Consider the following 23028-nt stretch of genomic DNA (forward strand, 5'->3'; position numbering starts at 1 on the left):
TTCCACCGGCGCGACGCTCGGCCAGATCCCCAATATGGGGCGTGCGGAAGCGCAACAGGCAGTGGATGCCGCCGCGGCCGCGCTGCCGGACTGGCGCGCATTAACCGCCGCTCAGCGCGCCGCGCTATTGAAAAACTGGCACCGCCTGATCCTCGAAAACAAAACCGCGCTGGCGCAGATAATGACCGCCGAGCAGGGCAAGCCGCTGGCGGAAGCGGAAGGCGAAATCGCCTATGCCGCCTCGTTTATCGAGTGGTTTGCCGAACAAGGGAAACGCGCCAACGGCGAGATAATCCCCTCCCCCGGCGCCGATAAACGCCTGATGGTGATCCGCCAGGGGGTAGGCGTCTGCGCGGCGATCACCCCGTGGAACTTCCCGGCGGCGATGATCACCCGGAAGGCCGGCCCGGCGCTGGCCGCGGGTTGTACGATGGTGATTAAGCCGGCTAACGAAACGCCGTTTACCGCGCTGGCGATGGCTGAGCTGGCGAATCAGGCCGGGATCCCGCAGGGCGTCATTAACGTCGTTACCGGCCAGTCGCGAGAGATTGGCGCGGTGTTCACCGGCGATGAGCGGGTGCGTAAGCTCTCCTTTACCGGTTCGACCGAAGTTGGCCGCGTGCTGATGCGCCAGTGCGCGGAATCCATCAAAAAGCTCTCTTTAGAGCTCGGCGGTAACGCGCCGTTTATCGTCTTTGACGACGCCGATATCGATAAAGCGGTCGAGGGCGCGCTGATCGCCAAGTTCCGTAACGCCGGACAAACCTGCGTCTGCGTCAACCGCTTCTATATTCATCGCGCCATCTACGACCAATTCTGCGATAAATTCGTCGCTCGCGTCGCCGCCCTGAAAGTGGGCGATGGCAGCGAGTCCGATGTACAGATTGGCCCGCTGATCAACGCCGACGCCGGGCGCAAAGTGCAGTCCCTGCTCGACGACGCCCTGAGCCGCGGCGCCACGCTGTTAACTGGCGGTAAAGCGCATCCGCTGGGCGGTAATTTCTTCACCCCTACGGTGATCGGCGACGTACAGCCGGGGTCACTGCTGCTGCAGGAAGAGATTTTCGGCCCGGTGGCTGCTTTGGTGAAATTTGACGATGAGCAGCAGGTCATCGAGCAGGCGAATAACACCATCTACGGCCTCGCCTCCTATTTTTACAGCAACGATGCCGCCCGTATCTGGCGCGTCTCCGAGCAGCTGGAATACGGCATGGTCGGCATCAATACCGGACTGATTTCCAACGAAGTCGCGCCATTTGGCGGAGTGAAACAGTCGGGTCTTGGCCGCGAAGGCTCGGAACACGGAATCGAAGATTACCTGGAGATGAAGTATCTCTGCCAGGGGTTGTAAATGTGCTCTCCCGGCGATGGCGCTAGCCACGCCGGGATTTTTTGATGGAGTTCAGCGATGTCTGATTATCAAATGTTTGAGGCGGTCGTTCGCGATGTTGAACAGATCACCCCTCTTGTGAAGCGTTTTACGCTGGTGTCGCCGACCGGCGCCCCGCTGCCGGCATTCAGCGGCGGTAGCCATATTATCGTCCAGATGCAGGATGGCGAGCAGCGTTACAGCAATGCCTATTCGCTCATGAGCTCACCGCTGGATACCACCAGCTGGCAGATTGCGGTGCGTCTTGAGTCGCCTTCTAAAGGCGGGTCGCGTTTTATGCATCAGCAGGTGCGACCGGGCGATACCCTGACGGTGTCCACCCCCAACAACCTGTTCGCCATCGAACCGCAGGCGCGAAAACATCTGCTGATCGCCGGCGGCATCGGCATTACGCCGTTTTTAGCGCATATTCCTGAACTGGAACAGCAGCAGGCTGACTGGCAGCTGCACTACTGTTTCCACGACGCCGACAATAATGCTTTCGTCGATGCGCTCAGCGCCGCGCCGTGGCGCGATCGGGTCAATGTTCATGTATCAGCGCTCGGCAGCCGTCTCGACCTGTCGCGCCTGTTCGCCGATATCGAACCCGGCACCCACATCTATACCTGCGGCCCGGCAGCGCTTAACGAGGCGGTGAAAGCCGCCGCCGAACGCCATCAGGTGCCCGCCAGCCAGCTGCACTTTGAGCAGTTTATCCTTGAGGATAAAAGCGGAGAGGCATTTACCCTGGTGCTGGCGCGTTCCGGACGCGAATTTACCGTGCCGCAGGATATGACCATTTTGCAGGTGATCGAGAATAACAAAGCGGCAAAGGTCGAATGCCTGTGCCGAGAAGGGGTGTGCGGCACCTGCGAAACGATGATTCTGGAGGGGGAAGCCGACCACCGCGATCAGTATTACAGCGAGGAAGAGAAAGCCAGCCAGCAGAGTATGCTGATCTGCTGCTCGCGCGCTAAAGGCGGCCGGTTAGTGCTGGATTTATAGCTCGCTCTCCGGCCAGCGGCGCTGGCCGGAGAGACAATTACAGTTCCAGCTCGCGGCGCAGCAGGTCGGCAATATCCTCGCTGCTCTCCGCGGATACCAGAGATTGACGGAACTCCGCGTGCATAATGCGCCGCGCCAGCCGCGAGAAGATACGCATATGCTGATCGCCCGCCGAGTGCTTATTCAGCGTCAGCATAATCACAAACTGCGCCTCTTCATCGCCCCATATCACCGGCTGCGCAAGCCGCGCGACGCTGATAGTCGACTGCTCAATATGCTCGGATTTACTGTGCGGAATGGCGAAGCTAAAGCCCAGACCAGTGGAGAACACCGCCTCGCGAGCCCACAGGTCGGCCTCCAGCTTACGCGGATAGCGACAGCGGCCGGCCAATAGCAGATTATCCGTCATCCCTTTCAGCACCTCCTCCTTACTGCGCCAGTCGCTATTCAGCGTAATGCACTCGGCGCTCACCAGCGGGACATCCTGCTGACGCATGCGGAACTGGGCCAGCAGATGCTCCACTTCCAGTGAGGTACGGCACTGCATGGCCTGATTCAGCAGTTGGCGGCAGGCGCGGCTGTCCAGCTGGGCCAGGCGCGATTTGGTTGCCGGGATCGCCGGTGCGCTCATGCTCAATTCATCTAAACCGAGGCCTACCAGCAGCGGTAGCACCGATCCTTTGGCCCCCAGTTCGCCGCACAGACCAATCCATTTCCCCTGCCGATGCACCGCCTGCACGGCATAGTCCAGCGCGCGCAGGAAGGCCGGATTCAGGCTGTTGTAGTGGCGCGTCACTTTCGCGTTATCGCGATCCACCGCCAGCAGATACTGCGTTAAGTCGTTGCTGCCGATGCTAAAGAAATCCACCTCTTCACAGCACTGATCGATGATAAACATCACCGACGGCACTTCCAGCATGATCCCGAGCGGGATCTTTTCATCAAACGGGATCTGCTCGACGCGCAGCGACTGTTTGGCCTCCGCCAGTCGCTCTTTCACCCACAGGATCTCTTCCATTGATGAAATCATGGGGATCATAATCTTCAGCGAGCCGTGTGCCGAGGCGCGTAAAATCGCCCGTAGCTGAGTGTGAAACAGCGCCTGATACTCTTCATAAATGCGCACCGCGCGGTAGCCGAGGAACGGATTGTTTTCCGCAGGGATGTTGAGATAGGCCACTGGCTTATCGCCGCCGATATCCATAGTCCGCACGATAATGCTGCGCCCGGCAGCGGGTTCCAGCGCCTGGCAGAAGATGTTGTACAGCTCATCTTCCGACGGCGCGCTCGGGCGATCCATATACAGCATTTCAGTGCGGAACAACCCTACCGACTGCGCGCCCTGGTTGAATGCCGCCACCGCTTCCACCGAATGGGCGATATTGGCGGCGATTTCCACGCGGATACCGTCTTGCGTCTGCCCGGCTTTATCCAGCCATACCTGCTGCTGTTGCCGGATTTGCGCCTGTAGCCAGGCCTCCTGCTGATAGTAGCGCGCTACCGCCGGACTCGGATCCACCACCAACAGCCCGGCGTTGCCGTCAATCTGCACCTGCGTATCCACCCACGGCAGCAGCGCGGCTAAATCCACGCCCACCAGAGTAGGGATATTGAATGAGCGTGCCAGAATCACGGTATGCGAGGTGGTGCCGCCGCTGCGCAGCAGCAGTCCTTTGAGATGCGTTTTATCCAGTTCCAGAAACTGGCTGGGGGTCAACTCGTCGGCAAGGCAAATGGCCGCTTCCCGCAGCTGGCCCGGCGCCGGGAAACGAGCTTCGCCGTAGATATGCTGTAACAGCTGGAAGCAAACGTCGCGTACATCCAGTACCCGCTCCTGCAGATAGCTGTTGCCGGAGTCGCGGAACTGGGCGCAGAAGTGGTCGCCGGTGGCGACAATCGCCTGGGCGCAACTGAGGCCGGTGAGGATGCCACCAAGCAGGTGCTGGCGCAGCGAGGCATCCGTCGCCAGCGAACGGTGAGCTTCCAGGATCGCGCTGGCGGTGCCGTCATTGTCCAGCAGCCGCAGCTCGATATCTTTCACCAGCAGGCGCAGGCCATTATCCAGCGCCGCCTGCTCCTGTTCGGGACTGACGGCGACGGGCAGTTCGCCCAGCTCGTGCAGATCGCGTGATTTGAGATGAACCAGCGTCCCTCCCGCGCTGCCGGCGCACACCGGGTGGGCATGAAACAGCGTCGGGTTCAGCCGCGAAAGCGACTCTGGCACCGGCTGGACATCCAGCGTTGGCGCAGCGGGCAGCGGCGCGTCACAGTGAGGAAACTCATCGCGCATAAAGGCCGTTATCGCGGCGAATGCCTCAGCTTCATCTTCGCCGCTGATAAGCAGCTGGCAGGCGTCGCCCTTCAGGGTATTGCTGCCGATAATCGCCAGCGCGCTTTTGGCATTTCCGCCGGTCCCGCGGCGCAAGTTCCGCCACTCAATCGCTGATGAAAAACGGTTACACAGCGTTTCGACCAGACTGGCCGGACGCGCATGCACGCCGTTGGGCAAATCACATGTAAATTCAATGACCAGAGCCATCGCCTTCCTCCAGAGCAATCCATTATTTCCTCAAAAAGTAATAAAAGACAGCCCCAGGCACTAGGTGATAAAACTGGCAATTACTGGACTATTGTACACACAATATTTTTTTATGCCCGCCATCACAATTCCACCCTGTTAGCGCTCATATCTCCTGTCATCACTAAGATTTGAGGTGGATCGCAATTCTTTTCTCATCTTACAAATATCCAGTAAATGCACTTTTTCTCTACTGTTTTATGCGACGCCCTTTTTCTAATGTTGAGCCATCCATACTGTCACGGGCCCTACAGCGCTCAGGAGCAAGCAATGAACGAACTGGTGCAAATACTAAAAAATACCCGCCAGCATCTGATGACCGGCGTGTCACATATGATCCCCTTCGTGGTCTCCGGCGGGATCCTGCTGGCGGTGTCCGTCATGTTGTATGGCAAAGGCGCGGTACCCGATGCTGCCTCCGACCCCAACCTGAAGAAACTCTTTGATATCGGCGTCGCCGGGCTGACGTTGATGGTGCCCTTTCTCGCCGCCTACATCGGCTACTCCATTTCTGACCGCGCCGCGCTGGCCCCCTGCGCCATCGGCGCCTGGGTGGGCAACAGTTTTGGCGCTGGGTTCTTCGGCGCGCTGATCGCCGGCATGATTGGCGGCCTGGTGGTCTATTACCTGAAAAAAATCCCCGTACATAAAGTTCTGCGCTCGGTGATGCCGATTTTCATCATTCCCATCGTCGGCACCTTTATCACCGCCGGGATCATGATGTGGGGGCTTGGCGAGCCGGTTGGCGCGCTGACCGCTAACCTGACCGGCTGGCTGCAGGGGATGCGCGAGGGCAGCATCGTGGTGCTGGCCATCATTATGGGTCTGATGCTGGCCTTTGATATGGGCGGCCCGGTGAACAAAGTTGCCTACGCCTTCATGCTGATTTGCGTTTCGCAGGGCGTCTACAGCGTGGTGGCTATCGCCGCCGTCGGTATCGCCGTACCGCCGCTGGGCATGGGGCTGGCGACGCTGATTGGCCGCAAATATTTCACTGCCGAAGAGCGGGAAACCGGCAAAGCCGCGCTGGTGATGGGCTGTGTCGGCGTGACCGAAGGGGCGATTCCCTTTGCCGCCGCGGATCCGCTGCGCGTCATTCCGGCCAATATGATTGGCGCCGCCAGCGGCTGCGTCACCGCCGCGCTGATGGGCGCCCAGTGTTACGCCGGCTGGGGCGGGCTTATCGTGCTGCCGGTGGTCCAGGGCAAGCTCGGGTTTGTTGCCGCGCTGCTGGTCGGCGCCTGCGTCAGCGCTGCCTGCGTCATCCTGCTGAAAGCCTTCGCCAAAAAGAAACCCACTAACGTCGCCACTGACGATGAACTAGACCTTGATTTCGAAATTAACTAACAGACTGGAAGGAACAGATTATGACCCACATTATCGCTGTCACCGCCTGCCCGTCGGGCGTGGCTCACACCTACATGGCCGCTGAATCGCTGGAAAGCGCCGCCAAAGCCAAAGGCTGGCAGGTCAAGGTTGAAACGCAGGGTTCCATTGGCATTGAAAACGAACTGACGGCGGAGGAGATTGCCGCCGCCGATATGGTCATTCTGACCAAAGATATCGGCATCAAATTCGAAGAGCGTTTTGCCGGGAAAACTATCGTGCGCGTCAATATCAGCGATGCGGTCAAGCGCGCCGACGCCATCATGAACAAGATAGACAGCCACCTTTCCCAGAGCGCCTGAAGCCTTAAAAGGGCGCCTTCGCGCCCTTCGCCACAACATGGAGTTTATCATGACGAATCGTACCCAACGCCTGAAAGCCAGCCTGTTCGCCCAGCCGCGCGAAATCTCCCTTGAGCGTGCATTACTCTACACTGCCAGCCATCGGCAGACGGAGGGCGAGCCGGTGATTATCCGCCGGGCGAAAGCCACCGCGTGGATCCTCGATAAGGTGATGATTTCGATTCGTGAGGATGAACTGATCGCCGGCAACCGCACCGTCAAACCGCGGGCAGGGATTATGTCGCCCGAGATGGACCCCTACTGGCTGCTCAACGAGCTCGACGCCTTCCCGACCCGCCCACAGGACCGCTTCGCGATAAGCGAAGAAGATAAGCAAATCTACCGCGAAACGCTGTACCCCTACTGGGAAAAGCGTTCAATGAAAGATTTCATCAACGGCCAGATGACCGAAGAGGTCAAGGCCGCCGTCGACACCCAGATATTTAGCGTGAACCAGACCGATAAAGGCCAGGGCCATATCATCATCGACTATCCACGGCTGCTGAATCATGGCCTTGGCGCCCTGGTCTCCGAGCTCAAAACGCACTGCGCCCGGCAACCGGAGAACCCCTTTTATCAGGCGGTACTGATCCTGCTGGAAGCTTCCCAGCGCCATATTCTGCGCTACGCCGCGCTGGCCGAGGAGATGGCAGGGCACTGTCAGGACCCGCAGCGTCAGCAGGAGCTGTTAACCATCGCCGCTATTTCGCGCCACAACGCGCAGCATCGGCCAACGGACTTCCCCCAGGCCTGCCAGCTGTTCTGGTATATGAATATCATTCTGCAATACGAATCCAACGCCAGCTCGATTTCACTCGGACGCTTTGACCAGTACATGCTGCCGTTTTATCAGGCATCTCTGAATCAGGGTCAGGATCCCGCATATCTCAAGGAGTTGCTGGAGTCGCTGTGGGTGAAATGCAACGATATCGTCCTGCTACGCTCCTCCAGCAGCGCGCGCTATTTCGCGGGTTTTCCCACCGGCTATACCGCCCTGCTCGGCGGGCTGACGGACACCGGACGCAGCGCGGTCAACGTGCTGTCATTTTTATGCCTCGACGCCTATCAAAACGTTCAGCTGCCGCAGCCGAATCTGGGCGTGCGGGTCAACGAGCTGATTGATCGCCCGTTCCTGCGCAAAACTGCCGAAACCATCCGCCTGGGCACCGGCATCCCGCAGATTTTCAACGATGAGGTGGTCGTGCCGGCCTTCCTTAACCGCGGCGTGTCGCTGGAAGATGCCAGAGATTACGCGGTGGTCGGCTGCGTGGAGCTCTCTATTCCAGGGCGCACCTACGGCCTGCATGATATCGCCATGTTTAATCTGCTGAAGGTGATGGAAATTGTGCTGCAGGAAAATGAACATCAGCCTGACGTCAGCTGGGACGGCCTTATCTGCCAGATCCGCGACAAAATCCGCCATTACATCAAGCTGATGGTCGAGGGCAGCAACATTTGCGATATCGGCCACCGCGACTGGGCGCCGGTCCCGCTGCTCTCCTCGTTCATTGAAGATTGCGTGCAGCACGGCAAAGATATCACCGCCGGCGGCGCGCGCTATAACTTCTCCGGCGTTCAGGGTATCGGAATCGCTAACCTGAGCGATTCGCTGTACGCCCTGAAGGGTATGGTCTTCGACCAGCAGCGTCTCAGCTTTGACCAACTGATGGCCGTGCTGAAAGCCAATTTCCAGACGCCGGAAGGGAAAAAGATCCGCGCCCGGCTGATTAACCGTTTTGACAAGTATGGCAACGATATCGACGATGTCGACAATATTAGCGCCGATCTGCTGCGTTTTTACTGCAAAGAAGTCGAGCAGTATCTGAACCCGCGCGGCGGTCATTTTACCCCCGGCTCCTACACCGTCTCCGCGCACGTGCCGCTGGGTTCGGTGGTGGGCGCCACCCCGGACGGGCGGCTGGCCGGAGAACAGCTGGCGGACGGCGGCCTGTCGCCGATGGTTGGTCAGGATTCCCAGGGGCCGACGGCAGTGCTGAAATCGGTCAGCAAGCTGGATAACTATCTGCTGTCGAACGGTACGCTGCTGAACGTCAAATTCACTCCGGCAACGCTGGACGGCGACGGCGGCCTGAACAAACTGGCCGATTTTTTACAGGCCTTCTGCAAGCTCAAGCTGCAGCATATTCAGTTCAACGTGGTCAATGCCGACACCCTGCGTGAAGCGCAGCAGCGGCCGCAGGACTTTGCCGGTCTGGTGGTACGGGTCGCGGGCTACAGCGCCTTCTTTGTTGAGCTGTCGAAGGAGATTCAGGATGACATTATCCGCCGCACCGCGCATCAGCTGTGAGGTCATCGACACGCGCGCCGACCGGGCGCGTATTTTTAACCTCCAGCGCTACTCGCTCAATGACGGACAAGGGATCCGCACGGTGGTCTTTTTTAAAGGCTGCCCTCATACCTGTCCGTGGTGCGCCAATCCCGAATCAATTTCACCCAGGATTCAGACTCTGCGCCGGGAGAGCAAATGCCTGCGCTGCACCCGTTGCCAGCAGGACGTTGCCGAATGTCCATCCGGAGCGTGGGAACAGATTGGCCGCGATGTGACGCTGGATAACCTGTTGCAGGAGGTGCTGAAGGATGAGGTCTTCTTTCGCGCCTCCGGCGGCGGAGTCACCCTCTCCGGGGGCGAAGTGCTCATGCAGGCCGGGTTTGCCGCCCGCTTTCTCCAGCGCCTGCGCCAGTGGGGGATCCGCACCGCCATCGAAACCGCGGGCGACAGCGCTTTTGACCGCTTTCTGCCGGTGGCCGAAGCCTGTAATGAAGTGCTGTTTGATTTTAAAATCATGGAACCTGAGCGGGCGCGGTCGCTGCTGCGAATGAATCAGCCACGGGTGCTGGACAATTTTCGCCAGCTGGCGGCGAGAAAAATCAACCTGATCCCGCGGGTGCCGCTGATCCCCGGCTACACCCTGAATACCGATAATTTTCGCCAGATTCTGGCGTTCCTCGCCCCTTTCGCGCTAAAAGAAATGCACCTGTTGCCGTTTCATCAATATGGCGAGCCCAAATACCGTCTGCTGGGCAAACCCTGGACGCTGGCCAGCGTGAAAGCGCCTGACGAAGCGGAAATTCAACCATATCGGGTGATGGCCGAAGCGGCCGGTTTCCACGTCACTATCGGCGGTTAACGCCAGGAGGATGTTATGGACTTCAATATTGTCGCCGTCACCGCCTGCGTCAGCGGCGTGGCGCATACCTACATGGCCGCCGAACGACTGGAAAAGGTCGGTCATCATGAAAAATGGCACCTGAAGGTGGAAACCCAGGGGGCGCTCGGCGTAGAAAATCGGATCACCGCGGAAGATATCGCCCGCGCCGAAGTGGTGCTGCTGGTGACGGATATCGAAATCGACGACCCTCATCGCTTTCGCGGCCTGCGGACGATTAAAACCAGCATCAAGAGCTTCCTGCTGCAGCCGCAGCAGATCGTCGAGGCCGTGAAAAGCATCATGAAAAAGCCGGTCGTCTATGTAGAACTTCCCTGACCGGCGACAGACCTTATTCTACATCCAGCAGCCACTTTTGCGCCGGCGTCAGGCGGCTTGCCGTCTCCGGCGTGAGCCAGCGCCGCTGGTCCTGCTGCGGCGTATCCGCACGATCGATATATAACCCATGCAGTACGCGTCGTCTGCTGCCTTCACGATTACGGGTGCCGCCGTGCCAGGCGTGGGCGTTGTAGATCATCACGCTGCCAGCCGGCGCGGCAAACACAATCTCATCGGGATGGGCCTGTTCCGGGTCGGCCAGCACCTCCTCTGGTAACTCGGGGCGGAGGTGGGTACCAGGAATGATCCGCGGCGCGCCGTTGGCGGCGCTCAAATCGTCTATCGCCCAGATGGTATTCACCAGGTGGACTTTGGGAAAATCCGGGCGCGGCTTTTTCCAGTCGGCGTGCAGCGGCTGGTGGCCGCCGTTATACAGCGCCTCGCGGGCGTTCAGGCTGGAGACTTTAAAATCCCCGTTGAAGATATAGCGACAAGCCGAGAGGATCAGCGGGTGTGACCAGACTTTCTCCCAGATAACCCCCTTATTAATCAGGTTAGCGATCCGCGTCGCCGTCGCCTCCTGATGGTGCTCCATCGCCAGATTATCGCCTTCGCGTTCAACCAGGGTGTCAATAAGCAGGCGCATTTCGCTCAGCCACTGGGCGTCAACGACGTTATGCACGACGGTGTAGCCGAGGGTGTCGAGCTCGTGTTTCATTTGCGCGCTGAGCGTCTGGCTGGCGCCTAACGCATCGAGAAAGTTAGCCGATGATGAGTTCATTTTACGTTCCTTTTTAACGTTCCGATAACACAAACAAACTCTACTGGTCCCTCCGCGGCATGACACGAGGCGAGCGCTACAAAAAACTGGACATACGTACGCGAGCCCACAAAGTGTGATGGACATCAACAATCTCTTTTCCGGCGATGCATGCGCTGCAGCTGGCCGGCAATCCGCTGCGCAAAATGGCTAAACTAACGCTGCCGGGAAGGAAAAAATAGATTACCATCAACAGGATAATGCGCATGCTGAGGGCAAAGAATGATTGAAGATCTGCCGGATATACTGCATCGGTTAATCGGTCAAAAAGATCACCTACAGGTGAGATTTCCTGAGCCGGATATCTCCGTGCCTGCCCTCGCCTTCAACGTGCCGTTTCCGCGTCTGGAAATTGTGCTGGAGGGCCAACTGAATGAACAGGGACTGCCGCTGGCCGCCTCGACGTTAACCACGCTGCAGGTACTGTACGTGCAGGCGGGGAAGTGGACGCTGCCGCAGTGGACCGGCCCGGCCACTACCCTGAGCATTCTGTTTGGTCGGCAGAAACTGGGATTCAGTATTCAGCGCTGGGACGGAAAAAGCCTGCACACGGAAAAACAGAGCGTTTCCCGGCTTGGGCCGCGCGTGGGTTCCTACCTGTTGCTGAGCCTGAATGAAGTCAGCCTGCAGCCCGATCCGCTGACCGCGCGACTGGTGGTTGCCGCGCTGCTGAGTCATTGTCGTGAACAGCTGGTCGGGCTGGAGATGCGCGTCAGCCGCAGCCGGGATCTGTTTCTCGCCGTCCAGGACTACCTTGAGGAAAATCTCAGTCTACCGCTGACGCGGGAATCGGTAGCCAAACGTTTTCACATCACGCCCAACTATCTTTCGCATATTTTTCAGAAATCAGGCTCGGTGGGATTTAATGAATATCTGACCCGTGTCCGTCTGGAAAAGGCGAAGCAGCTATTGCGCGGCTATGACCTGAAGGTGAAAGAGATTGCGCATAATTGCGGCTTTGTCGACAGCAACTATTTTTGTCGGGTTTTTAAACGCTACACAGAACGCTCGCCATCGGAGTATCGGCGACACTGCCGTAGCGCGCAGCAGGCCTAACCTGCCGCACCGGCAGATGGCGCCCACTCCACGCGGCCGCGGCCGTTATGCTTGGCCTTGTACAGCGCCTCGTCGACTTTACGGATAAACGTCTCCTGCGCTTCGCCTGGCCGCCAGGTTCCGACGCCAATGCTGATCGACAGCGGCGTCTGATGATTGATCAGGATGGTGCGGGCGTTAGCAAGGATCGCCTGCGCCAGAGCGTGCAGCTCGGGCTCCGACAGGCCATCGACGATAATGGCAAACTCTTCCCCACCGATCCGCGCCGGCTGGACCTGCTCGCTGGTTAGTTTCGCCAGCTGTTTCCCCAGTGAAAATAACACTTCATCCCCCACCAGGTGGCCCCAGCTATCATTGATTTTCTTAAAAAAATCGATATCCAGAATCATGAGTCCCAGCGCATGCCCGGACTTCTCGCGAATGGTATCAATGAAAAAACGCCGGTTGGGTAACTGGGTCAGTTCATCCTTCAGGGATTGCGAGCGCGCATCGACGTACAGCAAATTGATTCGCTCAATAATTTTGTAGACCCCCACCACGGTAAGCAGCATCCCGGAGAGGCGCAGCAGATCTTCGCAGTAGTAGCCCATCCAGCGCGGCTGAACCACGATCTCATCCATCACGTCAAAGGTGCCGCCGGCAATCCACAACAGCAGCCCATAGCGTACGCAGTTGACGGCAATGTGGCTCATCCGCACCTTCGCCGAGCTCCACAGCATAAACACCAGAAACAACAACGCCAGCAGATCGATATAGAGGCCGGGGTTATTCAGGATCTCGTGTCGTGTACCGACCGGAGGCGACACCAGGGCGCAGCCGACAGCAACAGCAACGATAATCAGCAGCGCAGGCAGGAGCGTCACCCGGGCCACAGCGGCCGGGCCGGAGCGATTCGCAGGAGTATGGAGTTCAGGCATAGCGGTGTCTCATGGTAACAACAGGGCCGATCGCGAGACAGGATAACAGTTAAGCGTAGAGGGACGAATGAAAAAGCGACGGTTCGGTAAAATGGCGGGAACTGGACTGACCCCGCGGAATTGTTCCAACGTACTACCACTCCATGGCGACGAGGTCAGTGGCGCGGATACTATCGGCTTCATCCTCCGCCTGATTAGCTTTCTGTGCGGCGCCGTCGATAGCCGGCGCCGCCTGCTCAGGGATTAGCCGCTAAACACTCGCGCCTTGCCGCTGACCGTCAGTCTCACCATCGCGCCGGGCTGCCACGCCGGCTGGCTCACGGTTCGCAGGACAATCGGCCGCTCGTGCCCAGCCATCGACAGCGTCAACGTGGAAAGCTGGCCTGAGAAATCGACATCGCGGATAATGGCGGTACTTTCCTGCGGCCCGCTCACACTGACGCTCAGCTGTTCCGGACGCAGCATCACCCTACCTTCGCCAGCAGGATGCAGTGCGTCCGTCGCCAGGTCCCCCAGCGCGCAGCTTGCCCGGCCGGGGCTAAGGCGTGCGGGGAGGATCAGGGCATCGCCAAGAAATAACGCCGTCTCTTCATCCACCGGCTGCGAGTAAACCGTCAGCGGGGTTCCAACCTGGGCGAAGCGCCCCTGACGCATTACCGCCACCTGCGTAGCGAACGACAGCGCCTCGTTCTGGTCATGAGTCACCAGAATCGAGGCGATCCCCGTCTCGGCCAGCAGGTCCGCCGTCGCTTTGCGTGTGCTGGCGCGCAGCCCGGTATCCAGTGCAGAAAACGGCTCATCCAGCAGCATCAGCGCCGGCTGCTGAGCCAGCGCACGGGCCAGGGCAACGCGCTGCTGCTGACCACCGGAAATTTCATGTGGCCAGTGGCTCGCCAGGCCAGCGTCGAGGGCGACCATCTCCATTAGCGCCCCCACGCGGCGACGCTTCTCCTCACGGCTGGCGTCGAGCCCCCAGGCGATATTGTCCGCAACATTAAGATGAGGAAACAGCGCCCCTTCCTGCGGAACATAGCCGATCCGTCGCTGGTGGGCGGGGACAAACACACCGTCGGCAAACAGAGACTTACCGTGCATGACGATCCGCCCGCGATCGGGCGTTTCAAAACCGGCGAGAATGCGCAGCAACGTGGTCTTCCCCGAGCCGGACGGACCAACAATGGCCGTCCGGCTCCCCGGCGCTACGGTCAGATTGAGATTATCGAGGACCAGCGCATCAGCGAAGGATTTCGAAATAGAAGACAATTCCAGCATGTTACAACCCTGCCATTTTTTTCGACTGCATATAAAGAACCGCGGTCAGCGGCAGCGAAATGACGATCATCAACAGCGCGTACGGTGCCGCCGCTACGTAGTCGATCTCACTGGTTAACGCCCAGAAACCGGTCGACAAGGTGCGGGTGCCTAACGGCGAAAGCAGTAGTGTGGCGGTGAGCTCATTGCTGACGCCAAGGAACACCAGCGCGGCACCTGCGGCCGCGCCCGGCGCGGCAAGCCGCATAGTGATACTCCACAGGGCGCGGGCCGGACTGCGTCCAAGACTACGGGCAACGTTTTCCAGCTCCACCGGCGCCTGCGCGATACCGGCGCGCAGGTTAATCAGCGCACGCGGCATAAACATCAACAGATAGGCCAGAAACAGCGTCACTTCGGTCTGGTACACCGGACGGGCGTAGTGGATGGTGACCGTCACCAGCGCCAGCGCGGTGACAATACCGGGCAGCGAGCTGGTGATGTAATTACACCCCTCCAGCAGGCGGAACAGCGGGCGCGGATAGCGCACGCCAAGCCACGCAATGGGGATCGCGCAAACCGTTGTCAGCAGCGCCCCGCCCGCCCCCAGGAGCAGGGTCTGGCGCAGAGTATGCCAGAGATCGGCATGCAGCCAGTTGTCGATGCCGCCCAGCCATAGCCAGCGGCACAGGACCAGTAAGGGAACCCCCATCGCCAGCATCACCAGCAGCAGAAGCAGTAGCTGCGCGCCAAAAGCGGCCCCTTTACCCAGCACAAGCCGCTTCTGCTCGCGGGCCGCCCCGGCGCCGATACGCGCGTAACGCGCTTTACCGCGTGAGGCGCTCTCAAGCAGCAGGATCGCCAGGCAGCACAAGGCCAGCACGCCTGCCAGCATATTGGCGGCCGGACCGCTGAAGGTCGACTGGAACTGATCGTAAATAGCGGTCGTGAAGGTATCGAAGCGGATCATCACATACAGGCCATATTCCGCCAGCAGATGCAGGGCCACCAGCAGCGCACCGCCGCAGATTGCCAGACGCAGCTGCGGGAGCACCACCCGGAAGAACACTTTCCACGGCGGCGTGCCCAGCGACGCGGCGACATCTTCAAGGGTGGGATCGAGGCGGCGCAGCACGGCCGCCACCGGCATATAAATAAACGGATAGTAGGCGAGCACCGAGAGAAACACCCCGGCGGAGAGGCCATGCAGCGAAGGCACGGCACTGACCCAGGCGTAGCTCTGGACAAAGGCCGGGATCGCCAGCGGGGCTACCGCCAGCGCCGACCACAGCTGCCGACCGGCAAGGACGGTACGTTCCGTCAGCCAGGCCAGCGTCACGCCGAGCACAATGCTGATGGGGACCGCCAGCACCGTCAGCCACAGGGTATTGCTGAGCAGCTCCCCTACCCGCGGACGAAAGACCAGCGCTTTGATGGTCGGCCAGCCGGTGTCGAACCCAACCGCCACCACAAACCCTAACGGCAACAGCGCCAACAATGAAAACAGCAGCGCTAACGCCACCATCGGAAATGCAGGACGCCTGCGCTCGGGCAGGCGTCCTGTTTTCTTTCCGAGCGACAAACTCAGAACAGACATAGCAACATCACTTCCTCAGGATCAGAGCAGGCCAGCCTGCGTCATCAGCTCAATGACCTTTTTACTGTTCAGCGAGGAAGGTTCTACCTTCGGTGCATCCAGATCTTTCAGCGGGGTCAGTTTCGGGTTAGAGGCCGCATCTACCCCCACGGCATATTCGAAGGCGTTATTGGTGCGCAGTGCATCCTGCCCCTGCTTGCCGGTGATCCATTTAATAAAGGCCTGCGCCTGCGCTTTATGTTTGCTGGAAGCCAGCACACCGCCACCGGAAATGCTGACGAAGGCGCCCGGATCCTGGTGTTTGAAGTAATACAGTTGGGTGTTTTTGCTGTTTTCGCCGGTTTTTGACTGATCGACGAAGCGGTAATAGTGGTAGATCACCCCGCCGTCGATCTGCCCGGCGTTGACCGCTTTCATCACCGTGCTATTGCCTTTGTAAGCGACAAAGTTGGTTTTCATCGCCTTCAGCCAGTCGAGAGTCGCCTGCTCACCCTTCAGCGCCAGCATCGCGCTGACGATAGCCTGGAAATCAGCCCCCGATGGCGAAGCCGCCCAGCGCCCTTTCCACTCCGGTTTTGCCAGATCCATCAGGGAATGCGGCAGCTGCGCCTCGCTGATTTTCGCCGGGTTGTAGACAAAAACGGTGCTGCGCGCGGCAATGCCGATCCAGCGCCCATGCTGCGGACGGTACTGCGCCGGAACCTGCTGCAGGGTGGCGGCATCCAGCGGGGCGAAAAGTTTGGCATTATCGACCAGCACCATCGACGGCGAGTTCTCGGTCAGAAACACATCGGCCGGCGACGCGGAGCCTTCCTGAACCAGCTGATTACCCAGTTCACTGTCATCGCCATTGCGCAGCGTGACCTTAATACCGGTCTCTTTGGTGAATCCATCCACCCACGACTTCACCAGATTTTCGTGCTGGGCGTTGTAAACCACAATCCCGTTCTGAGCGTCAGCCGCCATCCCCTGCGGCGCCAGAAACAGAGAAGCGGCAACCAGCGCTGCCGTACGGAGGGGCGATAAGCGAAATTTCATGAACGCATCCTTAATGAAATAGGGCAATAAACGGTAAATAGCCTGAGCGGAGAGGATTAAATCACAGCAAAAAAAGAATGATAATGAAAACAATTATCATAAACTTAAAAAAGCAAAAAATAACGTCGGCGCACCACTCTGGATGGGAAAATGCTTAAAAACATACCGCACCGGAATTTATATTAAGAAAACATTAAATTTCGATTTTTTATTGTCGGTGGAAAAATCTGCCGTTGTTACATGCGGTAAGCGGCCTTGCCAGTGGGTATTGTGATATGGATCATATTTTTAATATGCTCAATCATCGCGAAAGATTTCCCCCTTCTACGATCATTGAAAAGCCTTTAACGCCAGATGGACGGTTCCCTTTATGCCTAATTACCTTAGCACGCTAAATAAATGAAAGAGATAAAGCGGCGAAATGCATGGATTGCCTTTTCTCTGGCACTGGTGGTATTTCTTGCTGGCGTGTTTGTCATTAACTGGCAATTGTGGCATTCAGACCAGGCCACCCATGTCGCCGCCGCCCGTCAGGCGGCGAAAAAGATCGCAGCCATTCTGGATGAGGCTCGTGAAGCGACGGCCACGGCGCTGAACGTTAGCCGCAGTGGTTGCTCCGGCCAGGGTCAATTTCAGCTCGGAACGGAAGCCGCCCTGCAGCCGCACCTGCGTACCATTCTGCTGATAAAAGATGGCCAGGTGTGGTGCTCGTCCCTGCCCGGCAATCGGGTCCTGACGCTCAGCCCTGAGTCTTTGCCTGACGAACCTCTGCTGCTGCTCCCGGCCAGAATGATGGTCAATAAACGGCCGGTACTGATCTATCAGGCGCGCGTAGCGGCGATCCGGGTGATTGTCACTATCAGCGACATCCATCTGCGTGATGCACTATATAGCGATACCGATAACAACGGGCTGGCACTCTGGGTGCAGAACCAAATGATTGCCAGATATGGCGATGTTAAGCCGCTGGCTGCTGACCCACACCAGGGCGTCTTTACCTCACCTGCCTATCCATTTCGCATTACCTACCCTGATTCACTTTTCTTTAGCCCCGGCCGCTTAGTCCATAATGGCTCCGGTCTGTTGATCTTTATTTTCTCAGTTTCGCTGCTGTTTTATTTCCTGATGCGTAAATATCTCAATGTTTATACCTCTGAAGAGGAAAGACTGCGCTACGCCATCAATCAGGGCTATATCGTTCCCTACTATCAGCCGCTGGTGAATGGGAAAACCGGAGAGATATACGGCGTGGAAATTCTCGCCCGCTGGCAAAACAGCACGACGCCATCGCGCTCGCCAGCGGAATTTATTCCGCTGGCCGAACGTACCGGCTTAATTATTCCCCTAACCCGCAGCCTGATGGCGCAGGTCAACGCGCAGATGAGACCACTCTTTAGTAAACTACCGGATGGGTTTCATATTGGCCTGAATATCAGCGTGTCACACATTAACGCCCCGTCGTTTATCGATGACTGCCTGCACTATCAGCGCGGCTTTGAGGGGAAAGCGGTGAAGCTGATGCTGGAGATCACGGAGCAGGAGCCGCTGTTGCTCAACGACGCGGTCGTGGACAAGCTCAATACGTTACACTCCCGCGGGTTTTCCATCGCGCTGGACGACTTTGGCACCGGCTATTCCGGGCTTTCCTGTCTCCACGAGCTGATTTTCGACTATATCAAAATCGATCAGAGTTTTGTCGGCCGGGTAACCGGGGAGGCGCCGTCAAGCAAGCTGCTGGACTGCGTGATAGAGATGGCCCGGACGCTGTCACTGCGCATCATTGCCGAGGGCGTCGAAACCCAGGCCCAACTGGAATATCTTAATCGCCAGAATATTCATCTGCTGCAGGGCTATTATTTCTGGAAGCCGATGCCCTACGTCGCGCTGGTGATGCTCCTGCTGAGCAAACCGAAGGCGCGGATTATCGAACAATAAGCGGGCGCTCCCTAACCCGCTGGCAACCCTGACCGCATAAACGTTATAACGAGGTGAACGCGTTTAACGCATCCTGTCGGGTCTCCTTAATGGCAAAGATGCGATCCATACGGGTGAGCTTAAACAGGTTTTTAATCGTGTCATTGAGCGAACACAGCGCCAGCTCGCCCTGACCATTGACGCTTTTCAGAATGGATACCAGCGCGCCAAGACAGCTACTGTCAATGAAATCGACGTGACTCAGATCCAGCAGCACATTTTTGGTATCCGGATCGATAGCCTCCAGAACCTGCTGCTTAAACGCCTGCACGACGGAAGCATCCAGTCGGCGCACCAGTGGCACAATAATTTTTACGCCCTGCTCGGTGTGTAATTCAACGTTCATGCTCATCCTCAATAGTGACTGATATTCGTCGACGAGTCCCTTTTTAGCCCGGCGTGTTCGCTCTTTAGCTGGTGATACCCCAAATATCCCGGGCGTAGCCACGTATGGTTCTGTCGCTGGAAAATTCGCCCATCCGGCAAATATTGAGTAAGGCCCGACGGTGCCATTGTTCCGGCTGTTCAAAATCGATCATCGCCTGCTGCTGCGCCTGGCAATAGCTGTCGAAATCCAGCAAATGACAGTAATGATCGCCCCCCACCAACATTTGGTGAAGCGGCGCAAATAGCTCACGATCGGCGGTAAACAACCCAGACACCAGGGTATCGACAACACGCGCAATAGCCGGATTCTGATGATAGAAAGTATGGTGATACCCGATGCGCCGGCTCTCTTCAATCTCTTCCGCCACGGCACCAAACAGATAAAAATTGTCCGCCCCCACGGCCTCGCGAATTTCGATATTCGCCCCATCATAGGTGCCGATGGTTAACGCGCCGTTCATGGCAAACTTCATATTGCTGGTGCCGGACGCCTCGGTCCCGGCGGTGGAAATTTGCTCGGAGAGGTCTGTGGCCGGAATGATTTTTTCCGCCAGCGAGACTTTGTAATCTTCGAGAAAAACCACTTTAAGCTGTCCGGCGACCTGCAGGTCGCGGTTAATTTTCCGGGCGACGGTATTAATCAACTGAATAATCAGCTTCGCCATCCGATAGCCCGGCGCCGCTTTACCCGCAAACAAATGCGCCTTAGGCGCGATAGTTTTCCCTGTCTCTTTGATATCCAGGTAAAGCGCGATCACATGAAGAATATTGAGCAACTGACGCTTATATTCATGAATACGTTTGACCTGACAATCAAACATCGCCAGCGGATCGAGGACGATGCCATAGCGTTGAGCGACCAGCTGGCTGAGCGCGGTTTTGTTGGCAAATTTAATGGCCCGGATATTATCAATAACAGCAGTATCATCGGCCAGGCTTTCCAGACTGGACAGCAAGGGTAAATCGGTTGGCCACCCTTCCCCCAGCTGTTGGTGCAAAAAAGCGGCCAGGCCGGGGTTAGCCTGCTGCACCCAGCGTCGCGGCGTGACGCCGTTGGTCTGATTAATGAATTTCTCCGGGGTCATAAAATAGAAGTCGGGCACCAGTTGTTTCTTGACCAGTTCCGAATGCAGCCATGCTACCCCGTTCACGCGATGGCTACCGACAATCGCCAGATTGGCCATACGGATTTGCTTATCGTGATGTTCGTCGATTAAAGACAGCGAAGATAACAGATGATTTTTATCCGGCCAGCGCCGGGCCACCTCTTCAAGGAAACGATGGTTGATCTCAAATATAATTTGCAAATGACGCGGCAGCAGTTTTTCAAACAGCGTCACCGGCCAGGTCTCCAGCGCTTCCGGCATCAACGTATGATTCGTGTAGGCACAGGTGTTTTGCGTTATCTCCCACGCCTGCTCCCAGGGCAGCCGGTATTCATCGACGAGGATACGCATCAGCTCCACCACCGCTAATGCCGGATGGGTGTCATTCAGCTGAATCGCCACATGCTGCGGCAGGAAAGTAATATCGTCATTAACCTCGGCATAGTCGCGAAATATATCCCGCAGCGTACAGGCCACCAGAAAATACTCTTGCGTCAGCCGCAGCTCTTTTCCGGTCAGCACCTCATCGGATGGATAGAGTATTTTTGAAATATTCTCCGACGCGATTTTATCACTCACCGCCTTGATATAATCACCGCGATTGAAAATATGGATATTAAAGGAGTCAGAGGCCACCGCGCTATAAAGCCGCAGCTTGTTGGTCGTCGTATCCCGGTAACCGGAAACGAAATAGTCATGGGGTATACCGATAATCGTTTTCCAGCCCAGCCACATTGGATTGTAATTGCCATCAACATCTTCGCTGTGTTCAATATAGCCTCCCAGCGGGATCAGGATTTGCTGAGCGTGATGTTCGACCAGCCACGGGGAGTGCATGGAATGCCAGTCATCCGGATGCTCGATCTGCTGGTCATTTTGAAAGGATTGGCGAAAAAGACCATATTCGTATTTGATGCCATGCCCGGATGCGGCAATATCAAGGGTGGCCATCGAATCGATAAAACAGGCGGCTAAGCGCCCTAACCCTCCGTTACCCAGCGCGGCGTCGGGCTCTTCGTCAAGAAGGTGGTCAAGCTCAAACCCCAGGTCATTCACCACCTGGTGCATCTCCGCCAGTAAATTCATATTCAAAAGGTTATTACGCAGCGACTGTCCCAGTAAAAACTCCATCGACAGATAGTAAACGCGCTTTTTACGTTCTTCACGTTGCCGCTTCTGGCTCAACAAAAAATGGTCCTGTTGAAAATGACGAATGGCCAGCGCCACCGCGTTAAAAATATCGCCATGCGTAGCTTTATTTAAGCTAACACACAATGTGTACTGTAATTGCTGTTCAACCAACGCCCGTAATTCTTTGATATTTTGCGGGTTAATGTCAGGCATGCTGACCTCTCTGGTCTCTGTATCTGCGTAAAAACCATGGCAGGTAAATCATCATTTTTCCAAGTATAGACGAAGATATTTTACCGCATGGTTTTTATTCCTCAGCACCATTGCCGTTTATAACAAAAGGCTGAATAATTAAAATAACAACCATTTGCAATGGATTGATCGTCACCTTTTCGCCAGCGATAACACTACAGACATGGCGGGTTTGCGGAGTCGGGAGGTGAAGGTGAAGTGCAGTCAGGACGGCTACAGGTAAAAGCAAAAAGGGGTTACCTTTCGGTAACCCCTTCTTTTATATGGCGGAAGCGCAGTCCGCCAAATTAACGTCCGAGAACGCCAGAAATAGTTCATTTTTACCATTAATAAACAATTTGTTGTCAAAAACAGATGTCCGAAGACGTCTTGCTACATCCGAAAAAATCTGACATTTTATGCAGTACCTTATGCATGGCGGGTTGTATGACAGGATTTAACATATGCCAAAGAAAGCCAAAGAACTCACCGGACTGGCTGTTGCCAAGCTAAAAACTGAAGGCTCTTATGCGGTTGGTGGGGTTGATGGTTTGTATCTCCGGGTTCGGGGTCAGTCCCGTTCATGGATACTCTGTATCGCTATGGGAGTCAGAGTAAACAGATTGGGCAGAACAGTCCCCAGACGTTTGAACATGGGACTTGGTGCCTACCCTGAAGTCTCCTTAGCTGATGCCCGTGATAAGGCCCGTGAGCTGCGTAAGCAAGTCCGTAATGGTGTTAATCCACTTGAAGAAAAACACGCTGCCAGAGCACAACAAGAAAAGCTGGCTCATAAGAACCGGACGTTTACCGAGTGCGCTGAAGACGTTATCGACATTAAGGCCAAGGAACTCAAGAACCAGAAGCATATCGCGCAGTGGCGTTCAACGCTTGAAGCCTATGCTTACCCGGTCGTAGGTGAAAAGCCCATCAGTGCAATCACGAAAGTTGACGTACTGGCAATACTTGAGCCTATCTGGCTAACGAAAAATGAGACCGCCAGTCGCCTGCGTGGTCGTATTGAAGCCATTATTGATTACGCCAAGGCGAAAGAATACTTTGAGGGCGATAACCCTGCCTCGTGGAAAGGTATGCTTAAGCCGCTCTTGCCAATGCCCAGTAAAGTTCAGAAGCAAAAACACCATGCCGCCCTCCCCTATCTTGAGATTCAGGCCTTTATATCCGATCTGCAAAAACGAGCTGGCATTTCAGCACGGGCACTTGAGTTTTCAATCCTAACCGTTGCCCGTTCTGGTGAAGTCCGTGGTGCTGAATGGTCAGAGATCGATTTGAAAGGGAAAACTTGGACCATTCCCGGCAACAGGATGAAAGCCG

At 56.8% G+C, this 23028-nt stretch carries 17 protein-coding genes and 2 pseudogenes; 11 read left to right on the plus strand and 8 right to left on the minus strand.

Annotated elements, in window-relative coordinates; translation table 11 throughout:
- Nucleotides 1-1351: NAD-dependent succinate-semialdehyde dehydrogenase (locus KHQ28_RS19410; RefSeq protein ID WP_211777653.1), on the plus strand; the 1351-nt coding region annotated here is incomplete at its 5' end.
- 57 nt (nt 1352-1408) lie between these two features.
- Nucleotides 1409-2374, plus strand: a complete 966-nt coding sequence (locus KHQ28_RS19415) for a PDR/VanB family oxidoreductase (RefSeq protein WP_032419120.1) — start codon at nt 1409-1411, stop codon at nt 2372-2374.
- A 37-nt stretch (nt 2375-2411) separates the two neighbouring features.
- On the opposite strand, the gene ptsP is transcribed toward KHQ28_RS19415, so the two are convergent.
- Nucleotides 2412-4913 carry a phosphoenolpyruvate--protein phosphotransferase gene (ptsP, locus tag KHQ28_RS19420; protein ID WP_004179266.1) on the minus strand — a complete coding sequence of 834 codons (2502 nt, stop codon included), beginning with the start codon at nt 4911-4913 and terminating at the stop codon, nt 2412-2414.
- A 309-nt stretch (nt 4914-5222) separates the two neighbouring features.
- Here ptsP and KHQ28_RS19425 point away from each other — a divergent pair, with 309 nt between their 5' ends.
- Genes KHQ28_RS19425 through KHQ28_RS19445 form a run of 5 tightly spaced genes read left to right on the plus strand, consistent with a single transcriptional unit; the run spans nt 5223 to nt 10185 of the window.
- Complete coding sequence (locus KHQ28_RS19425) at nt 5223-6299, plus strand: PTS fructose transporter subunit EIIC (RefSeq protein WP_004183610.1); 1077 nt, start codon at nt 5223-5225, stop codon at nt 6297-6299.
- Between the two features lie 20 nt (nt 6300-6319).
- Nucleotides 6320-6640 (plus strand): PTS fructose-like transporter subunit IIB, encoded by a 321-nt coding sequence (locus KHQ28_RS19430; protein WP_004179264.1) that lies wholly within the window; start codon nt 6320-6322, stop codon nt 6638-6640.
- A gap of 49 nt (nt 6641-6689) precedes the next feature.
- Nucleotides 6690-8987 carry a formate C-acetyltransferase gene (locus KHQ28_RS19435; RefSeq protein WP_032419121.1) on the plus strand — a complete coding sequence of 766 codons (2298 nt, stop codon included), beginning with the start codon at nt 6690-6692 and terminating at the stop codon, nt 8985-8987.
- Entirely contained in the window at nt 8953-9828 is an 876-nt protein-coding gene (locus tag KHQ28_RS19440) for a [formate-C-acetyltransferase]-activating enzyme (protein ID WP_004179261.1), read from the plus strand. Before KHQ28_RS19435 ends, KHQ28_RS19440 begins: the two co-directional genes overlap by 35 nt.
- A gap of 15 nt (nt 9829-9843) precedes the next feature.
- Nucleotides 9844-10185, plus strand: a complete 342-nt coding sequence (locus KHQ28_RS19445; protein ID WP_004179260.1) for a PTS fructose-like transporter subunit IIB — start codon at nt 9844-9846, stop codon at nt 10183-10185.
- Nucleotides 10186-10198: 13 nt separating this feature from the next.
- Here KHQ28_RS19445 and KHQ28_RS19450 read toward each other — a convergent pair whose 3' ends face one another.
- Nucleotides 10199-10966: a phytanoyl-CoA dioxygenase family protein gene (locus KHQ28_RS19450; RefSeq protein WP_004183607.1), complete on the minus strand. Its 768-nt coding sequence runs from the start codon at nt 10964-10966 to the stop codon at nt 10199-10201.
- 261 nt (nt 10967-11227) lie between these two features.
- Here KHQ28_RS19450 and KHQ28_RS19455 point away from each other — a divergent pair, with 261 nt between their 5' ends.
- Nucleotides 11228-12061 carry a helix-turn-helix transcriptional regulator gene (locus tag KHQ28_RS19455; RefSeq protein WP_004183598.1) on the plus strand — a complete coding sequence of 278 codons (834 nt, stop codon included), beginning with the start codon at nt 11228-11230 and terminating at the stop codon, nt 12059-12061.
- On the opposite strand, the gene KHQ28_RS19460 is transcribed toward KHQ28_RS19455, so the two are convergent.
- The 4 genes from KHQ28_RS19460 to KHQ28_RS19475 form a co-directional block, all read right to left on the minus strand.
- Entirely contained in the window at nt 12058-12978 is a 921-nt protein-coding gene (locus tag KHQ28_RS19460) for a GGDEF domain-containing protein (RefSeq protein ID WP_032419122.1), read from the minus strand. The two genes, KHQ28_RS19455 and KHQ28_RS19460, sit on opposite strands and share 4 nt — an antisense overlap.
- A gap of 243 nt (nt 12979-13221) precedes the next feature.
- A complete protein-coding gene (locus KHQ28_RS19465; RefSeq protein ID WP_004179253.1) occupies nt 13222-14250 on the minus strand; it encodes an ABC transporter ATP-binding protein in 1029 nt (342 codons plus the stop codon).
- Nucleotide 14251: 1 nt separating this feature from the next.
- Nucleotides 14252-15826 (minus strand): iron ABC transporter permease, encoded by a 1575-nt coding sequence (locus KHQ28_RS19470; RefSeq protein WP_032419125.1) that lies wholly within the window; start codon nt 15824-15826, stop codon nt 14252-14254.
- A 21-nt stretch (nt 15827-15847) separates the two neighbouring features.
- A complete protein-coding gene (locus KHQ28_RS19475; RefSeq protein WP_004179245.1) occupies nt 15848-16864 on the minus strand; it encodes an iron ABC transporter substrate-binding protein in 1017 nt (338 codons plus the stop codon).
- Nucleotides 16865-17263: 399 nt separating this feature from the next.
- On the opposite strand from KHQ28_RS19475, the pseudogene KHQ28_RS29275 reads away from it, so the two are divergent.
- Both KHQ28_RS29275 and KHQ28_RS29280 read left to right on the plus strand, forming a co-directional pair.
- Nucleotides 17264-17875 (plus strand): annotated as a pseudogene (locus KHQ28_RS29275) (CSS-motif domain-containing protein); the annotation flags it as partial.
- Nucleotides 17876-18085: 210 nt separating this feature from the next.
- Nucleotides 18086-18799, plus strand: a pseudogene (locus KHQ28_RS29280) (EAL domain-containing protein); the annotation flags it as partial.
- 43 nt (nt 18800-18842) lie between these two features.
- Here the strand turns inward: KHQ28_RS29280 and KHQ28_RS19485 are convergent.
- Nucleotides 18843-19184, minus strand: coding sequence for an STAS domain-containing protein (locus KHQ28_RS19485; protein ID WP_004179242.1), 342 nt, complete (start codon nt 19182-19184; stop codon nt 18843-18845).
- 64 nt (nt 19185-19248) lie between these two features.
- Entirely contained in the window at nt 19249-21675 is a 2427-nt protein-coding gene (locus KHQ28_RS19490) for a glycogen/starch/alpha-glucan phosphorylase (protein WP_160904652.1), read from the minus strand.
- Between the two features lie 482 nt (nt 21676-22157).
- On the opposite strand from KHQ28_RS19490, the gene KHQ28_RS19495 reads away from it, so the two are divergent.
- Nucleotides 22158-23028: site-specific integrase (locus KHQ28_RS19495; RefSeq protein ID WP_211777654.1), on the plus strand; the 871-nt coding region annotated here is incomplete at its 3' end.

Origin of the sequence: Klebsiella sp. 28, assembly GCF_018223905.1 — a bacterium.
Classification (GTDB): domain Bacteria; phylum Pseudomonadota; class Gammaproteobacteria; order Enterobacterales; family Enterobacteriaceae; genus Klebsiella; species Klebsiella pneumoniae.

Bases quoted from the DNA above. Each gene is read 5' to 3' on its own strand.
- KHQ28_RS19415 (WP_032419120.1), top strand. From the start codon at position 1,409: ATGTCTGATTATCAAATGTTTGAGGCGGTCGTTCGCGATGTTGAACAG.
- ptsP (WP_004179266.1), bottom strand. From the start codon at position 4,913: ATGGCTCTGGTCATTGAATTTACATGTGATTTGCCCAACGGCGTGCAT.
- KHQ28_RS19425 (WP_004183610.1), top strand. From the start codon at position 5,223: ATGAACGAACTGGTGCAAATACTAAAAAATACCCGCCAGCATCTGATG.
- KHQ28_RS19430 (WP_004179264.1), top strand. From the start codon at position 6,320: ATGACCCACATTATCGCTGTCACCGCCTGCCCGTCGGGCGTGGCTCAC.
- KHQ28_RS19435 (WP_032419121.1), top strand. From the start codon at position 6,690: ATGACGAATCGTACCCAACGCCTGAAAGCCAGCCTGTTCGCCCAGCCG.
- KHQ28_RS19440 (WP_004179261.1), top strand. From the start codon at position 8,953: ATGACATTATCCGCCGCACCGCGCATCAGCTGTGAGGTCATCGACACG.
- KHQ28_RS19445 (WP_004179260.1), top strand. From the start codon at position 9,844: ATGGACTTCAATATTGTCGCCGTCACCGCCTGCGTCAGCGGCGTGGCG.
- KHQ28_RS19450 (WP_004183607.1), bottom strand. From the start codon at position 10,966: ATGAACTCATCATCGGCTAACTTTCTCGATGCGTTAGGCGCCAGCCAG.
- KHQ28_RS19455 (WP_004183598.1), top strand. From the start codon at position 11,228: ATGATTGAAGATCTGCCGGATATACTGCATCGGTTAATCGGTCAAAAA.
- KHQ28_RS19460 (WP_032419122.1), bottom strand. From the start codon at position 12,978: ATGCCTGAACTCCATACTCCTGCGAATCGCTCCGGCCCGGCCGCTGTG.
- KHQ28_RS19465 (WP_004179253.1), bottom strand. From the start codon at position 14,250: ATGCTGGAATTGTCTTCTATTTCGAAATCCTTCGCTGATGCGCTGGTC.
- KHQ28_RS19470 (WP_032419125.1), bottom strand. From the start codon at position 15,826: ATGTCTGTTCTGAGTTTGTCGCTCGGAAAGAAAACAGGACGCCTGCCC.
- KHQ28_RS19475 (WP_004179245.1), bottom strand. From the start codon at position 16,864: ATGAAATTTCGCTTATCGCCCCTCCGTACGGCAGCGCTGGTTGCCGCT.
- KHQ28_RS19485 (WP_004179242.1), bottom strand. From the start codon at position 19,184: ATGAACGTTGAATTACACACCGAGCAGGGCGTAAAAATTATTGTGCCA.
- KHQ28_RS19490 (WP_160904652.1), bottom strand. From the start codon at position 21,675: ATGCCTGACATTAACCCGCAAAATATCAAAGAATTACGGGCGTTGGTT.